The 16,051-nt window shown below is 48.9% G+C and carries 15 protein-coding genes and 1 pseudogene; 14 read left to right on the forward strand and 2 right to left on the reverse strand.

Annotated features, from left to right (window positions below; all coding sequences use genetic code 11):
* Window positions 1-32 precede the first annotated feature (32 nt).
* Window positions 33-1,277 (reverse strand): MFS transporter, encoded by a 1,245-nt coding sequence (locus XI25_RS13980; protein WP_046679124.1) that lies wholly within the window; start codon window positions 1,275-1,277, stop codon window positions 33-35.
* 277 nt (window positions 1,278-1,554) lie between these two features.
* Here XI25_RS13980 and XI25_RS13985 point away from each other — a divergent pair, with 277 nt between their 5' ends.
* From XI25_RS13985 to XI25_RS14035, 11 genes and pseudogenes are all read left to right on the forward strand, one after another.
* Window positions 1,555-2,307, forward strand: a complete 753-nt coding sequence (locus tag XI25_RS13985; protein ID WP_046679125.1) for a DUF2087 domain-containing protein — start codon at window positions 1,555-1,557, stop codon at window positions 2,305-2,307.
* A gap of 30 nt (window positions 2,308-2,337) precedes the next feature.
* Window positions 2,338-2,697, forward strand: a complete 360-nt coding sequence (locus XI25_RS13990; protein WP_046679126.1) for a GIY-YIG nuclease family protein — start codon at window positions 2,338-2,340, stop codon at window positions 2,695-2,697.
* A gap of 107 nt (window positions 2,698-2,804) precedes the next feature.
* Window positions 2,805-3,413 (forward strand): annotated as a pseudogene (locus XI25_RS13995) (DegV family protein); the annotation flags it as partial.
* 22 nt (window positions 3,414-3,435) lie between these two features.
* A complete protein-coding gene (locus XI25_RS35800) occupies window positions 3,436-3,654 on the forward strand; it encodes a DegV family protein (protein ID WP_268794510.1) in 219 nt (72 codons plus the stop codon).
* Window positions 3,655-4,058: 404 nt separating this feature from the next.
* Window positions 4,059-5,366: a beta-N-acetylhexosaminidase gene (gene nagZ, locus XI25_RS14005; protein WP_046679127.1), complete on the forward strand. Its 1,308-nt coding sequence runs from the start codon at window positions 4,059-4,061 to the stop codon at window positions 5,364-5,366.
* 107 nt (window positions 5,367-5,473) lie between these two features.
* Window positions 5,474-6,439, forward strand: coding sequence for a PAS domain S-box protein (locus XI25_RS14010; protein WP_082112358.1), 966 nt, complete (start codon window positions 5,474-5,476; stop codon window positions 6,437-6,439).
* The gene (locus XI25_RS14015; RefSeq protein ID WP_082112359.1) at window positions 6,372-8,132 is read left to right on the forward strand and encodes a PAS domain-containing hybrid sensor histidine kinase/response regulator; all 1,761 of its coding nucleotides are present in this window, start codon (window positions 6,372-6,374) and stop codon (window positions 8,130-8,132) included. Before XI25_RS14010 ends, XI25_RS14015 begins: the two co-directional genes overlap by 68 nt.
* A gap of 177 nt (window positions 8,133-8,309) precedes the next feature.
* A complete protein-coding gene (rpoD, locus tag XI25_RS14020) occupies window positions 8,310-9,260 on the forward strand; it encodes an RNA polymerase sigma factor RpoD (RefSeq protein WP_046679130.1) in 951 nt (316 codons plus the stop codon).
* A 258-nt stretch (window positions 9,261-9,518) separates the two neighbouring features.
* Window positions 9,519-10,541, forward strand: a complete 1,023-nt coding sequence (locus XI25_RS14025) for a UDP-N-acetylmuramate dehydrogenase (RefSeq protein ID WP_046679131.1) — start codon at window positions 9,519-9,521, stop codon at window positions 10,539-10,541.
* A 122-nt stretch (window positions 10,542-10,663) separates the two neighbouring features.
* The gene (locus XI25_RS14030; protein ID WP_046679132.1) at window positions 10,664-11,593 is read left to right on the forward strand and encodes a manganese-dependent inorganic pyrophosphatase; all 930 of its coding nucleotides are present in this window, start codon (window positions 10,664-10,666) and stop codon (window positions 11,591-11,593) included.
* 274 nt (window positions 11,594-11,867) lie between these two features.
* Entirely contained in the window at window positions 11,868-12,296 is a 429-nt protein-coding gene (locus tag XI25_RS14035) for a hypothetical protein (RefSeq protein WP_235439876.1), read from the forward strand.
* Between the two features lie 257 nt (window positions 12,297-12,553).
* Here the strand turns inward: XI25_RS14035 and XI25_RS31335 are convergent, their stop codons facing one another.
* On the reverse strand, window positions 12,554-12,895 hold the full coding sequence (locus XI25_RS31335; protein WP_052759606.1) for a hypothetical protein: 342 nt from the start codon (window positions 12,893-12,895) through the stop codon (window positions 12,554-12,556).
* A gap of 665 nt (window positions 12,896-13,560) precedes the next feature.
* On the opposite strand from XI25_RS31335, the gene XI25_RS14045 reads away from it, so the two are divergent.
* The 3 genes from XI25_RS14045 (at window position 13,561) to XI25_RS14055 (ending at window position 15,856) form a co-directional block, all read left to right on the forward strand.
* Window positions 13,561-14,331, forward strand: a complete 771-nt coding sequence (locus XI25_RS14045) for an amino acid ABC transporter substrate-binding protein (protein ID WP_046679133.1) — start codon at window positions 13,561-13,563, stop codon at window positions 14,329-14,331.
* A 103-nt stretch (window positions 14,332-14,434) separates the two neighbouring features.
* Window positions 14,435-15,094 carry an amino acid ABC transporter permease gene (locus tag XI25_RS14050; protein WP_046679134.1) on the forward strand — a complete coding sequence of 220 codons (660 nt, stop codon included), beginning with the start codon at window positions 14,435-14,437 and terminating at the stop codon, window positions 15,092-15,094.
* A gap of 15 nt (window positions 15,095-15,109) precedes the next feature.
* Entirely contained in the window at window positions 15,110-15,856 is a 747-nt protein-coding gene (locus XI25_RS14055; protein ID WP_046679135.1) for an amino acid ABC transporter ATP-binding protein, read from the forward strand.
* Window positions 15,857-16,051: the final 195 nt, after the last annotated feature.

Below are 16,051 nucleotides of genomic sequence, written 5' to 3' on the forward strand. Positions count from 1 at the left end.
GTTAAGGCGCGGTTGGCAAAGCGGTTATGTTTTTATTCTTTTTTTTCGCGGAACATCCGGTAATAGATCAGGGAGGATGCGATGTAAAGACAACCGGTAATGCAGAAGGTCGTGGCGTAACCCCAGTAGCTTCCGTATTTCGTGACAAGCATGGCCTGAACCGGCCCCATGGTTGCCCAGCCGAGCATGAAAGCGGTTTGGGTGAACGAGTTGGCGATCCCCCTGCGGTGATCCGGGACACGGTCAACCAATATGGAGGACTGAATCGGATTGGCCGCGTTCATCAAGGCCTGACGGAATAAAAATCCGACCGCTGCCACGCCGAAGACGTTCGTAAATCCGGTAATCAGCAGAAACGGTAGCGACAGAATCTGAAAGCTGACGACTGCCCGAACGGCTCCCACCCGGTGGACGAGCACCGGACCGATGAGCATGGATACGATCGTCATGACTTGACCGAGGGAGATCAATATTCCAACCGCCGACAGCGACACGGAGAACCTATTCGTAAAATAAAGATTCAAATACGGTACGACCAGACCCGAACCTAACCCGATCAGCAGTTGGGCGAACGCGAATTGCCCGATAATTTTAAAGTCGGACCGGGCGTCGGATGGCAGCGTGTTCACGGTCCGGGTGCCCGGTTGCGGGATGTCCGGTTCCGGTCTTGGCGTCTCCGTGGTAAACAAAAGCGGGATGAACGCGGCAAATGTGCACATGCCGCCAATCATAAGCACGATTTTCAGGCTCGCTAATTGATCCGCCCCCAAAAGCTGAATAAAATCCGCCAAGAAACCCCCGCCCATTCCGCCCAGAACCTGAGCGGCAAGCACGAGGGAAGCGTGATAACTGAAGATACGCATACGCGCCGATTTTACCGTATTTTCTGCGAGAAAGGGGATCGCCAGAACTTGAAAAAACGATGAGAACAGGCCCGTAAACACAGCCAGTCCCAGCAGCCCGGCTTCGGCCTCCAGAAAGGCACGGTATATCAGCCCCGCGCCGCTTAAAAGGGCGCCGAGCACAAGCAGCTTTTTCCGGCTTCCGCGGTCTCCCAAAAAACCGATCGGGATAAACATCATCGCGGTAGCCAATGACTGGACGCTTACGACCGTACCGTTCATCGAATCGGCGTAACCCAGGTCCTTGATATATAAGTTGTATAAAACCCCGAACATGCCGGTACCGATCTGGTACAGCACGTTGGCCAGAAAAAAGAGCTTGATATTCCTGGGCCAATCTTTCCATTCTTTTGCCGACTGTTGTATGAACCGCACCGTCCTACCTCCTGTTCTCCTGCAGCAACCTCTCTATTTTATCAGGTTAAGGAAAACCGAGAAAGGATTAATCTGCTATAATTTAGGGAATCTGCCGTTCAATGCTCTCTTAACGAGCAGCAAGGGTCCGTGGCGGTCAAAAAGACCTTTGGGCGCCCTTAATTCGACGGCAGGAGGCTGTGCGCTTCATTTGCAGCCGAACAAACACAAACGTTTGACACATGATAGACGAAATAATATTATGTCTATATAAAATCGAAATGTAGGTGTATATATTATGGAATTGCAGGATCGTTTTTGGGAGGCTTCCATAGAAGAGTTGAAACAGGGATACATTGAGGAAAAAAACGGATTTGTGTGTTTGTTATGCGGAAGGGAAATCGAAAAGGGGATCATCTACCCCGTTCAAGGTCTGTTATACGAGCCGGGGAGGTTCATGGCACTGCATATCGAGCGGGAGCATGGCTCGGTTTTTGAGTATTTATCGAGCCTCGACAAGAAATTCACCGGCTTGACCGAGCATCAAAATCGTTTGGTGAGGCTCTTTTATCAGGGAAAAACCGACGCCGAGGTACAGCAGGAGATGGGGATCGGCAGTGCTTCCACGATCCGGAACCACCGTTTTGCCCTTAAGGAAAAAGAGCGCCAAGCCAAAGTCCTATTGACACTGATGGAGCTGTTAAAAGAAAAGGATTCCCATGCACCGTCATTCCTGCCCCTTCACCCGTCCGCCAAAATGATTGATGAGCGTTACAACGTGACCGAGGAGGAACAAAAGAAAATCCTGGCCAAACTGTTTCCGGAAGGGGACGGCGGAAGGCTGACGACCTTTAAACTGAAAGAGAAGCAGCGTTATGTGGTATTGAGGGAAATCGCAAAGAAGTTCGAGCCGGGCCGTATTTATTCGGAACCGGAAGTCAATGAGAGGATCAAGGAAGTTTATGATGATTTTGTCACGATACGCCGGTACTTGATCGAATACGGCTTTATTGACCGCAAGCCGGACGGAAGCCAATACTGGCTTCATTAAAATCAAGGGGATCAGGAGGAACTAAGCACGATGAATCGGAGAGAAGAATTAAAACAAATGTATAAGGAACTGAAAACCGAGGCCGGAGTTTACCGGATCAGAAATACGGTCAATGGTAAAATGCTCGTTGTCGGCACACCGAACCTGAAAACGATCAACGGCAAAAAATTCGAATTGCAGATGGGCACGAGCCTCAACAAAACGCTTCAACAGGAGTGGAACGAGTATGGTGAGGAGGCTTTTGCTTTCGAGGTGATCGAGGTCATTGAACCTAAGAACGATCCGTATTATGATCTGAAGGATGTCGTAAATAAAAGAGAGGAACACTGGATTAACGAGCTCCGGCCTTTTGGCGACAAAGGCTATCATTCAAGCAAACGGTCTTCTTGATTCCTTCCATTTGCATGAGGGTCGGGGTTGATATATATTTTTAATATTGGTTTATAAGAATATACACCAACCATTGATACCGCGAAAGTGAGACGTGATCAGAGAAAATGAGATCGATTGCATGGGTAACAGACAGCACAAGTACCATAGACCCCGATTTCGCCAGGGAAAATCATATTTATATCGTACCTTTGCGATTGATCCTGGGACAGGATGCATATAAGGAAAGTATCGATATTTCAGCCGGTGACTTCTATGAGAAGATGAAGCATGAAAGCAAAGTCAGCAGCTCGCAGCCTCCGATCGGGGAATTTATCGAGCTGTACGAATCGTTGAAGGGCAAATATGATGATGTCATCGCGATCCACTGCTCCTCGGAACTGAGCGGAACGTTGAATTCATCCGTGCAGGCAGCCGAAATCGCCGAGGTTTCCGCTTCCTTTATCGATTCCAAATTCGGTGCGTTTCCGCTTCGCGAAATGGTTACGGCGGGAATCAATTGGCATAAATTGGGCCATTCCATTCACGAGATCAAGGAAAAAATTGAGACGATGATTCAGAATACGTCCTTTTATCTCATTCCGGCGAGTCTGAACCGTCTTCACGCAAGCGGCCGTGTGTCCGGGACACAGCTTCTGCTCAGCAATTTGCTGCGCATTCATTTGCTCCTTCGTTTTGAAGAAGGAAAAGTCGTCGTTGAAGAGAAAATCCGTACGTTCAAGAAAGCAAAACAAAAAAATGGTAGAGACGCTCAAACACGATATTCAAAAGATCAAAAAGGTTTGCATTATGCATGCGAACAATATGGAAGAGGCCGAAGAAATCGAAAAAGAAATCAGCGGCTTGCACCCTTCGCTGAAAACCGAAATCATGACCTTTATACCCGTTGTAGGCGTTCACGCAGGAGAAGGGACGATTGCCATGTCCTGGATTAAGAACCAGCCTTCGTTTTCCTGAGAGCGTTTATTCAAGCTAAAACAGCCTGTATTCTTTCCGGCTGTTTTTTTTCATATTTATATATAAGAAGCCATTTGGGGTGTTCCGTCCGTGAAAAATTTAAAATTTACGTTTCTAGCCTTGGATATCGGTTGTATATGTAATAGGTGAAAGCTGTAATGGTCATCCTATTACAGAAAATTACAAGTCGGAGGTTGATTGAGGAAATCATGAAAATTATTATTAGTCAAAGCGAAGCCATGGAGAAAAAAAATCTGGGATGATATTGTGATTATGTTCGGATTGCGCGAAGGAGACGAAACGTGGGATAACGAACAATTTATATTGACGGAAGATCAGGCCCGAGAACTGGGGCTGATTGAGTAGCTTGGATGATGTATGATCGAATTTCAGGGAGGTGAGTCATGAACCGCAGTATACATATTCGTTTTATAGCCGTGATGCTGATTATGCTTACCGTTGTCGGGTGCAGCTTCTCTTCCAAGCAGGAGGGGAAGACGGATAACAAACCTCCGGTTACTGAAACAAAGGATTCCGGGAAACCCACCGGAACAGCCGATGAAGAGCCGATAAACCAAGGCAAGACGCCGGTCAAGCCTGAACAGCCCCCTACGGATCCGGTATTGGAGCAGTTAAAAGGGCTTAGCGTGGAGGAGAAGATCGGCCAGCTTGTTATCGTCGGCATGGAAGGAACCACGGTGGACCGAACTTCCCGCAAGCTTCTGGATAAATATCAAGTTGGCGGTTTTATCTTTTTTAAGGACAATATCCAAAGTACGGAACAGGCGGTTCGACTGTTTAACGATTTGAAAAAAGCGAATGCCGGAAACCCGCTGCCTCTCTGGCTCAGCGTGGATGAGGAGGGCGGCCGGGTGACTCGTCTTCCGGGCGAATTTGCGAAGCTGCCCGCCAGCGGGACCGTTGGCATGAAAAATGATCCTGGGTTGGCTGAGTCCATAGGCAACGAAATCGGAAAACGTCTTTCAGGTTTTGGCTTGAACATGGTCTTTGCCCCCGTTCTGGACGTAAACAGCAACCCCGATAATCCGGTTATCGGAGACCGTTCCTTCGGGAGCAGCGCGGAGCGCGTTTCCCGCCTTGGCACGGCTGCCATGAAAGGCATTCGGGAAACCGGGGTGGTACCGGTTGTCAAGCATTTTCCCGGCCACGGGGATACATCCGTCGATTCGCATCTGGGTCTGCCGGTCGTAAAGCACGACATGAGCCGATTAAACGAAGTGGAGCTGGCGCCGTTCCGTAAAGCGGTTGCGGAAGGCGCGGATGTCGTCATGGTTGCCCATTTGCTGATGGCGAATATAGATCCCAAAACTCCAGCGTCTTATTCCGGGCCGGTCATTACCGGGCTGCTTAGGGAGAAGCTGGGCTTTGAAGGCGTCGTTATTACGGATGACATGACGATGGGAGCCGTAACGCAAGGCGGGCTGGAGATTGGAGAAGCCGCCGTCCGGTCGGTTTTGGCAGGCTCCAATATTATTCTTGTCGGTCATGAGTACGAATTGGAAGAAGCGGTGCTGCAGTCGCTTACGAAAGCGGTTCATAACGGCAGGATATCGCCAGAGGTACTGGATGACCGCGTCCTCGCGATACTTCGTCTGAAGGGTAAGTACCGTTTGAGCGATAAGGTAGTGACGCAACCGGACATCGAACGAATGAACAGGGAAGCGGAAAAGCTGATCCGCAAATTCAAGTAAAGCTCGCAAAAACGCCATCGTCCCGTGAGTTGGACTTCGGAGTTGTTTATAGCTGCCGCTTCGTATTAATATAATCGGTAGACTGATCATGGAGAACGGAGGCGGATATGATGTCAGGGGTACAGGTAGACCATCTTTCTTATTTTGAACATATCTGTCGGTATGCTCCTATCGGGGTTGCGCTCATCTCACCGGAAGGAAAATGGCTGAAGGCCAATCCGGCGCTGCTTGAGCTACTTGGATATGCGGCGGAAGAAGAGCTGAATGGGCTTTCTTTCACCAGTTCCCTGTACCCGGAGGACGAGGATTTTGGGCGGGAGGTCACGGCTCGGCTGCTTGACAAGAAACAGCCTTATGGCGAGTCGGATTTGCGGCTGCTCCGTAAGGACGGTTCTGTTATTTGCGTGTCGTGCCGCGTATCCCTTGTTGCTGACGGAACGGGCCGTCCTTTATATTTTGTCGGCAATGTCATCGATAATACGGAGATGAAGCATTCGGAGAAAAGCCTGAGTAAAGATGAAGAAATGCATGGGCTGATCTCCGATAACGCGCAGGAACTCATCTGCTTCATAAAAGAAGACGGGAGCTGGCTGTATTGTTCTCCGTCCGTTCAGGAGTTGCTCGGTTATGAACCAGCAGAGCTTGTGGGTAGAGATAACAAACATCTATATCATCCGGATGATTTAAACAGGTTCGAAGATGTTGTCGCCCGCGGCCTGAAGGATCGGGACATCCTTCAGTACCGGTTGCTTCATAAAAACGGCAGTTATTTATGGTTTGAAGCTTCCTTGAAGCGCGTACTCTCCAACGGAGCCTTCAAAACCTTGTGCATTGGACGGGAAATAAGCGAGCGCAAGCGGAGGGAGGAAAACCGGAAGGAAGCTGAACGCGTCGCCGCCATTGGAAGCTGGGTCTGGAATATAACGGACAAGCGTATCACTCTGTCTGAGCAGGTATACCGGATATGCAGAATAAATAAGCACGATCGGGATTTATCGTTGTTCGATGTCCTGGATTTCGTGCCCGAGGAATACAGGCGAGACCTCAAAAAAAACGCTGCAGCAGGCTTGTAAGGGCAACCCGCTTCATTACGAGTACCGCTTGACCCATGAGGATGAAACGGTGCAGTACCTGTACCTTCGCGGAAACGTTACCTTTGACGAGAAAGGCAAACCGATTCGAATCAATGGGATCATTCAGGATATAACGGATCGAAAAGAGGTTGAATTAAAGCTTCAGGAGACGGTCGAACGTTATACCTCCCTGAAAAAATACAATCATGACGCGGTTATCTCCCTGGATCTGAACGGGAATATCATCCATGGGAATATCATGGCCGAGAAACTGACCGGCTTCAGCATAAAAGAACTGGAGGGCATGAGCTTGTCGAGGCTGGTGGGGACCACCAATTTGCGAAAAATTTTAAAAGAGTCCCTGAATGACGCTTCGATCGACAACAATATCAACAGCATAAAACATAAGGAGGGGCATCTGGTCGAGGTCATAACCACGATTGCGCCGATTATCATCAACAGCGAAAACGTCGGATTTTACGTGATCGCGAAAGACATCACGGAGCAGAAAAAACTGCTGATCGCAAAAGAAACGGCCGAAAGCACCAACCGGGCGAAAAGCGCATTTCTGGCGATGATGAGCCACGAAATCAGAACCCCGATGAACGGGGTCATCGGAATGACCGACTTGCTTATGGAGTCCACGGAGCTAAACGAGGAACAGAAGGAATATGTTCATATTATCAGGAAAAGCGGGGAGTCCCTTTTAAACATCATCAATGATATCCTTGACTTTTCAAAAATCGAGTCGGGCAAAACCACGCTTGTCCAAGAACCGTTCAATATCCGGGTCCTCGTTTCCGAAACGGTGGATTTGCTGACCGCTAAAGCGGCAAAGAAGGGGCTGAAAATGGCCTGGTCCGTTTCCGATCAGATTCCCTATGTGGTGATCGGTGATGCCGAGCGTCTTAAACAGGTGTTAATCAATCTCATTGGCAACAGTTTGAAATTCACGTTTTCCGGCGGAGTCCATATCGAAGTGGGCTCGAAACAGACTTCCGGTAAATGTATAGAGATCGAATGTGCGATTTCCGATACGGGCATTGGCATTCAGGAAGAGAAAATAGACCAGTTGTTTCAACCGTTCTATCAGCTGGATCATTTTATGACCCGGAAACATGAAGGAACGGGGCTCGGTCTTGCAATCAGCAAAAAGCTTGTTGACCTTATGGGCGGGCAGATATGGGTTGAGCCTCATGGCGACGATCCCGGGGTTACGTTTAAATTTACCGTTATCATGGATTTGGCCGAGCCTGAAGGCGAGCTTCGAGAAGACGTGGAAGCAGCCGAGCACGCCGATCAGAGCAGGCGGTTAAATATTTTGGTCGGCGAGGATAATGAAACCAACCAGCTGGTGATCCGTAAAATGTTGGAGAAACAGGGACATGCAGTCTCAATGGCCACGAACGGACAGGAGGTTTTGGAAAAGCTGCAGTACCGAAAATACGATCTGGTTTTCATGGACATTCAGATGCCGGAGATGAACGGGATTGAAGCAACCCGGATCATCCGAAGAACCTTCCCGCCCGATCATATGCCGATTATCGTCGCGGTGACCGCAAATGCGCTGAAAGGAGACCGGGAGCTGTGTCTGGCCTCAGGGATGGATGAGTATATAACCAAACCGCTAAAGAGTGCCGTGCTTGCCGAGGTCATTGACCGTTTTTTCGGAACGGAAAAGATGCATGTTTAAAGAAGGCAGCAAAAAACCGATCTCCCCGGAGATCGGTTTACTGATTCAATAGATTGGAAGTTGAAAAAAAAGATTCAGTATGATAGAATGAAGGATAAATAATTATTGGATTATAGTCATAATAATCTACAATAATATTAGCACAAAATATCAGAATTGTCAACAGGGGGGCATAGAATGGAAAACCGTAACGGTGCGGATTTCGCACTGGAACGTGAGGCAGCGGAACCGGAAAAAACAGAGAGTTCTCCATCGGAGGATTTTTCCGTTCATGATGACCTTACGCTTCCGCCAGGCATCAAGATCAGCGATCCAGTTCGTATGTACCTGAAAGAAATCGGACGTGTTCCTCTTCTCTCCGCCGATGAGGAAGTGGAACTGGCGAAAAGAATCAATAACGGGGATGAAGAAGCGAAACGCCGGCTGGCCGAAGCTAACCTGCGTCTCGTTGTCAGCATAGCACGGCGGTACGCCGGAAGGGGCATGCAATTTCTCGATCTCATTCAGGAAGGCAACATGGGATTAATCAAAGCCGTAGAGAAATTTGATTATTCCAAAGGGTTTAAGTTCAGTACGTACGCCACATGGTGGATCCGTCAGGCCATTACCCGGTCCATCGCGGACCAGGCTCGGACGATCCGCATTCCGGTCCACATGGTGGAAACGATCAATAAACTCGTTCGAGTCTCCAGACAACTGCTTCAGGAATTGGGCCGTGAACCGACGCCTGAGGAAATCGGCAAGGAGATGGATATCAGTCCCGATAAAGTGCGTGAAATTTTGAAGGTTGCCCAAGAGCCGGTTTCGTTGGAAACTCCGGTCGGGGAGGAAAGTGATTCCAATCTTGGAGATTTCATTGAGGACCATGATGCGCTTGCTCCGGCCGATGCCGCGGCGTTCGAGCTCCTGAAAGAACAGCTTGAAGAGGTTCTTGATACATTAACCGAGCGGGAAGAGAATGTTCTCAGACTCCGTTTTGGTTTGGAGGACGGAAGAACACGGACCTTGGAGGAAGTCGGGCAAGTGTTCGGCGTGACCCGCGAACGCATTCGTCAGATCGAAGCCAAGGCGCTGCGCAAGCTGCGTCATCCAAGCCGCAGTAAACGATTAAAGGACTTTCTGGAATAACGCGGCCCATTCGGGCCGGATTTCAACCATATCACGCCGGAAAAGAAAATCGGAACTGCTAATAAACAGTCCCAGGAGACCGGGCGGCTTTTGACCCGCTCTTTCCGGGGCTGTTTTTTGCTGTGAAGTACGCATGGGTGGGAATTGACATGGGTCAAGGGCTTCCATCATAATTATGGAGCGTATATAGTGTAAGTAGCTGACTTAAAGAGTCAATGTAACGTTATCGATTATGAATAGAGGAGTGACTGGACACCGATGAGTTTACATACGTCCGCTGTGGAACGATTATGCCTGCGCGACATCCCGTTGTCGAGCTTCTCTACTTACGGTATCGGCGGGGTCGCGAATTATGTGGCGCAGCCCGAAACGACGCAAGACCTAGCTGAGCTGTATCGGGACTGTAATGCTAAGGGCCTTCCCTGGTATACATTCGGAATGGGGTCCAATATCCTGTTTCCTGACCAACCGGATCCGGAGACGGTTTTTGTGTCCTTGAAGCGTTTTGCCGAAGTGAAGGTAAAGGACGATAAATGGTTTGTATCTGCAGGAACGCCGATGTCGATGCTGTCTCTGTTGGGGTTAAGCGGGAATTCGGACCTTCTGGATTTTACTTTTTTGCTCCCGGGATGCCTCGGAGCAGGGATATATATGAACGCGAAGTACAATCATCGCCAGATTTGCGATATTCTAGATACGGTCTATTATATGGATATGGCTTCTCCTGATTTATCGGTCCGTTCCATACCTGCCAGGGAATGCGACTTCGCCTACAAGCAGTCTATTTTCCAGCACCACCCCTGGATTATCGTCGGTGCGGATTTGAACATTCCGATTCATTCCGAAGAACAGGTCCGATATGTTATGTCTTTGGTGCCGGCATGGAAAGAGAGAGGAAGCCATCCTTCCTCGCTGCCCCAATTTTTCTCGTTTTTCCTGGGGGAGGCACACGCGTTGGCCGGCAAAGGGTTCCCTACGCCGCAGTCGATGCTGGATATTATCAAATACCGGACGAGCAAGCGGCATTTTGATTACCCGTCCTGCGGGTCCGTTTTCAAGAACAATTACGACTACGGCGTGGCGATCGGTTCGTTGGTGGACCAATTGAACCTGAAAGGAACGGAGCACGGAGGGGCCGTCATCTCGCCCCATCACGGCAATATGATCCTGAACCGGAACCATGCCAAAGCTTCGGACATCCGTTATCTGATGGATGTGATTACAGAGGCGATTCACAGGAAATTCGGTTTCGTTCCCGAACCGGAAATTGTGCTTGTTTAAGCACTTTGGTAAAATCATTGTAATGGAATTGGAATAAGCAGTATTTAACGTTATAATCAAATAGGAATAATTCGGAGCAGGCAATCACCTGTTTAAGAGAACAATGACGGAGGGCAATAATTATGGAAAACCTTTTGATTTTCGGACACAAAAATCCGGACACGGATACGATTTGTTCGGCCATCGCTTACGCCGAGCTGAAAAAAGCGCTGGGTTTAAAAGCAGAGGCCGTCCGCTTGGGAGAAATCAACGGCGAAACGCGTTACGCCTTGGATACTTTTAAGGTTGAGGCTCCACGTTTCGTAGAAACGGTAGCCAATGAAGCGAAAGATGTTATCCTGGTAGACCACAACGAGCGCCAACAAAGCGCTTCGGACATTGATCAGGTTCGCGTGGTGGAGGTTATCGACCATCACCGTATCGCTAACTTTGAAACGAGCCATCCGCTGTATTATCGCGCCGAGCCGGTTGGCTGCACGGCTACGATCCTGAACAAGATCTATAAGGAAAAAGGAGTTTCCATCCGGAAGGAAATTGCCGGTCTGATGCTGTCCGCCATCATTTCCGATTCCCTGTTGTTCAAATCTCCTACCTGCACGGAAGAAGACGTGGCGGCCGCACGCGAGCTTGCCGAAATCGCCGGCGTTGATGCGGATGCTTACGGACTGGAAATGCTGAAAGCAGGTGCGGATCTGAGCGATAAAAGCATCGAACAGTTAATTTCCCTGGATGCGAAGGAATTCCAGATGGGCGGGGCCAAAGTCGAAATCGCCCAAGTAAACGCCGTGGATACGAATGATGTTCTGTCCCGCCAAGCCGAGTTGGAAGAAGCTATCTCCGGCATTATTGCCGATAAGAAGCTGGATCTGTTCGTTTTCGTCGTAACGGACATTTTGAACAACGATTCCGTCGCTCTTGCTCTGGGCAACGAGACCCGGGCAGTCGAGAAAGCTTACAGCGTATCGCTGAAAGACAATAAAGCTCTTCTGAAAGGCGTTGTATCCCGTAAATCGCAAATTGTCCCAGTGCTTACCGAAGCGTTCAGCAAGTAATTCGATACAACTTGCCGATACTTTTATAAATGCCCGGTTTCATGCGTTCCAGACGCTGACAGCCGGGCATTTTTGGCGAAGAAGATTGAATTATTGTAATGAATTTACGACGATTTGATACCCTTTTTCATGAGCATTTTCATATACTGGGTATAGAACGACGAAGATTGATGATACATTACATACAAGGAATGGTTTGATGTTCCGCGATGAGGGTAAGTATTCTGATAGGATGTCTGTTCTCCATTTTATACTTAAGGGAGAGATGATAGATATGAAAAAGACGGCTTGGAAATGGGCAAGCATTATCCTGTTGGTTATGACGATGACAACGACGGTAGGAGCGGCTTCAGGCAGTGGCGAGTACAAACCGGTAGAGAAGGCGTTCAACCAAGAGGCCGTATTCATAAATTCCATTCAAGTGGAGAACGGAAACGTTTATTTAAACGTCGATCCGATCCAATGGTATGAAGGCGATGAGGCCGATGCGGTATTTCGCCAGCGCGAGCAGGATCCCGAAATGACGGAGGCTCCTGACGGCTATTATATCGTCAATGACGAAAAGGAACAGGTGGTTCTTCCCGTAAAAGAGGATGCCGAGGTGCAACTTCAGTTATACGACCACACCGGTCGGATGGAGGATGCCCAAATCATCTGGAACCAGCAGGTGGGTTTAAAAAAAATTCTTGTCCGTTTACGATAAAAAAGACATTGTGGATATGGGCTGGTTCCCGTACCATATCACGATAGAGGACGGAAAGATCGTTAAAATCATCCAGCAATATACCCCATGATACGACACAGCCAAACGGCCTGCACAATGCAGGCCGTTTATTTTGTAGATATAAGAAAGTATAAGCTTCGAAAGACGAGGCTTCCTTATATCGCAAGAAAAACTTCCGCTAAATGCGGTCTGTCTTCTGAGAAAGTACATCGATAGACGTTTTTCTTACAGGCATTTTATTCGCCCGCGTCCGGTACGTTGGAGATGCTTCGGTGCCTGGAATGCATTTTTGGTTTCTGGTGCTTTCCGTGAACAAAATCCGTGATAAACGGTTTTATTTTCGATTTCTTCTCTTCGTACCGCTCCTTCGTTATTCTGCCTTCCGCCAAATGCCGATCCAGATGTTCCGTGACGGCTTTAACCTGCTGATCGATGACCTCTTGCACGTTGACTCCTCTTTGTTCCGCAAGCTCCGCCAGCGTCTTTCCGGCGTGCAATCCTTTCATAATTTCCTCCGGAGACATATTCAGCACTTTGGCCAGACCTTCGATATCGGCCACTCGGGTATGTTTGCGCATGGCATTGTGCCAGCCGCCTTTTTTTGTCCATCAGCTTTTCCGCGGCAGCCGAATAATCCATCTCTACGCCCAGCGGTGCCGGTTTGGAAGCCGTCCGCGATTTCATCAGCTCGACCATCTTGGCTTTAAGCGCCGGTCTGTCGATCCCTTGTTTTCTGGCGATTTCGGCAAGAGATTCGTTAGTCAGCCGTTCACGGAGGGCCTTCGGCTCAAGACCCAAATAATCGGCCAGCTCTTTGAACAGACCGGGCGCTGCTTGGGAAGCTTGCAAATTGTAAGCAGGCAACAGCAGAGAGGAGGGTTCGGAACATTCTCCAGCCGAAGGTTTCTCCGTTTCCGTCGCGTGCGTTATTCCCTGTTGAACATCGAGTACGAGCATTATGGTAAGGGTCAGGCTTATCAGAAGCTTTCCCCATTGACCATTCCGTTTCACTTGTACATACCGCCTTTCCGGGTTGTTTTGGTGTTTCCTTCCTCAGTGTTTCCGCTATAGCTGAAAACATCCTTAACGTTTGCTTAAAGTGGAATAAAATACCGGGTGCCGTCGTATAAATCTCTTCAGGGAAACTATCGACTCTTCTCTGCTAATATGGTATTGTATTAAAGCGAGAAAGATAAAGTCGGGAGATGGATAATTCCCGCCAAGTTTATAGGGGGCTTTTGGGATGAGAAAGAAATCATTAATGTTCATGGGAATTCTGTTGTTGATTATTTCCCTGGTGGGCTGCTCCAAAAGCGGGAGCGGCGACAATGAAATTATCGTTGGCATAGACGACAAATTTGCGCCGATGGGTTTTCGCGATGAAAAGAATGAAATTGTCGGCTTTGATATTGATTATGCCCGTGCCGCCGTGGAAAAGATGGGTTATAAGGTTAAATTTCAGCCCATTGACTGGAAAACGAAAGAGTCGGAGCTGAGCAGCGGCCGGATCGACCTGATCTGGAACGGCTACACCATTACGGATGAACGAAAGGAAAAGGTCCTGTTTACGAAACCGTATTTGAAAAACAGCCAGGTCGTCGCGGTTTTGGCGGATTCCGATATTCACGGCATCAGTGACTTGGCGGGCAAAAACGTGGGCCTGCAAGCATTGTCCTCTGCGGCAGACGCTTTAAACGGGAGTGAAATAAAGTCCCAGATCAAGAGTGTATCCGAGTTTGCCGATAACGTTCTGGCGCTTAGCGATTTGAAAAACGGGCGTGTCGATGCCGTCATTATTGACGAAGTCGTTATCAAATACTACATGGCCAAAGAAGAAGGAACCTACAAGCTTCTAGACGAGTCGCTTGCGCCAGAGGAATACGGCATCGGGGTCAAGAAAGGGAACGAAGAGCTGCTGAACAAGCTGCAGGAAGCACTGGATGCTTTAAATGCGGATGGAACGGCAGGCAAGATTTCCGAAAAATGGTTTGGCGAGGATAAAGTATTGAAATAGCGTGTTTTCTATATCCTTTCACTATTAAAAACCGGACTTTACCCAAGGCTCCGGTTTTGTTTCGTACATCCATTAACGTTTTTTTACGGGAGCATAGATATTTATGGACATCAACTACCTAATAGACATAACCATACCGATGCTGGAAGGGGCCCGGGCGACCATTCTGTTGTTTATCATTGCCATTATGGCCTCTATTCCGCTCGGATTCGGACTAACCCTGTTGGTTAGAAGCTCGGTCAAACCGCTTGTCTGGCTGGCGAACGCTTATATTTACGTCATGCGGGGAACGCCGCTGCTGCTGCAGCTCTTGTTTTTCGTGTATGGACTTCCGATTTTGCCGGTGATCGGGGACTATCTCGTCATGGACCGCTTCGTGGCGGCCAGTCTCGCGTTTGTGTTAAACTATGCGGCTTACTTTGCGGAAATATTCCGCGGAGGCCTTCTGGCGATCGATAAGGGGCAGTACGAAGCTTCTCAGGTGCTGGGACTGAGCCGCTGGCAGATGACGTCGCGGATCATTTTGCCGCAGATGTTTCGGGTGGCCCTTCCAGCGGTATCCAATGAATCGATTACGTTGGTGAAGGATACGGCGCTTCTGTATGCGGTGGCTGTTCCGGAGATTCTTCATTTTGCGCAGACCGCGGTTAACCGGGACTTCAAGCTGCTCCCCTTCTTTGTGGCGGGAGTGATTTTCCTGCTGATGACGCTGGTGCTGACGCTGTTGTTTAAATATCTGGAACGCAAGTTCAAATTCGAATAGAAGGAATGTCGTGATATGGCTATCATTGAAATCTCCAATGTGAAAAAATCATTTGGCAATCTGGATGTGCTGAAAGATGTATCTTTTGAAGTAAATAAAAACGAGGTGGTTGCGATTATCGGTCCATCCGGTTCCGGTAAAAGCACCATGCTGCGGAGTTTGGTTCATCTGGAGGAAGTAAACGGAGGGAGCATACGGGTTCAGGATCGATTTCTGGTTGAAAACGGGGTTTATCCTGCGGCGAAACAAATCAAACAGGTCACGTCCCGAATGGGGATGGTGTTTCAACATTTCAACCTGTTTCCTCATTTGACCGTCCAGGACAACCTGGAGCTGGCGCCGAGGCTCGTTAAAGGAGAGTCCGGGGAAACCGTCCGGCAGAAGAGTTCGGCTCTATTGCAGAAAGTAGGCTTGGCCAGCAAAGCGGATGCCTTTCCCGGCAATTTATCCGGCGGTCAAAAGCAGCGTGTGGCGATTGCAAGGGCCCTGATGATGAATCCGGACATCATGCTCTTTGATGAGCCGACCTCGGCGCTGGACCCCGAGTTGACAGGGGAAGTTTTGCAGGTTATTAAACAGCTTGCGGAAGAGCATATGACCATGGTCATCGTGACGCATGAAATGGGGTTTGCGCGCGATGTGGCGGACAGGATCATTTTTATGGACAACGGGGAAGTCACGGAATCGGGAACTCCCGAACAGATTTTGAATCACCCTCAGGTTGAGCGTACTCGCGCATTTCTGAATCGGGCATTGCACTGATTCCGGCTAATACGCGGAATGAAATCAGAGCCCGTGCCGTAAATTTACGGCGCGGGCTTTTTTTTCATGGTCAGTTATGGTAGAGGCGCAAAGAAGCTCATCTGGATATGTGAATTGCGGCTGGAATAAAAGAAGTCATGGTCAACAATATTAACAGGGCAGCCATAAACGCGAATACGCATAAGGCCAAGGAAT

The sequence above is a fragment of the Paenibacillus sp. DMB20 genome (assembly GCF_000987955.1).
Taxonomy (GTDB): domain Bacteria; phylum Bacillota; class Bacilli; order Paenibacillales; family Paenibacillaceae; genus Paenibacillus_AQ.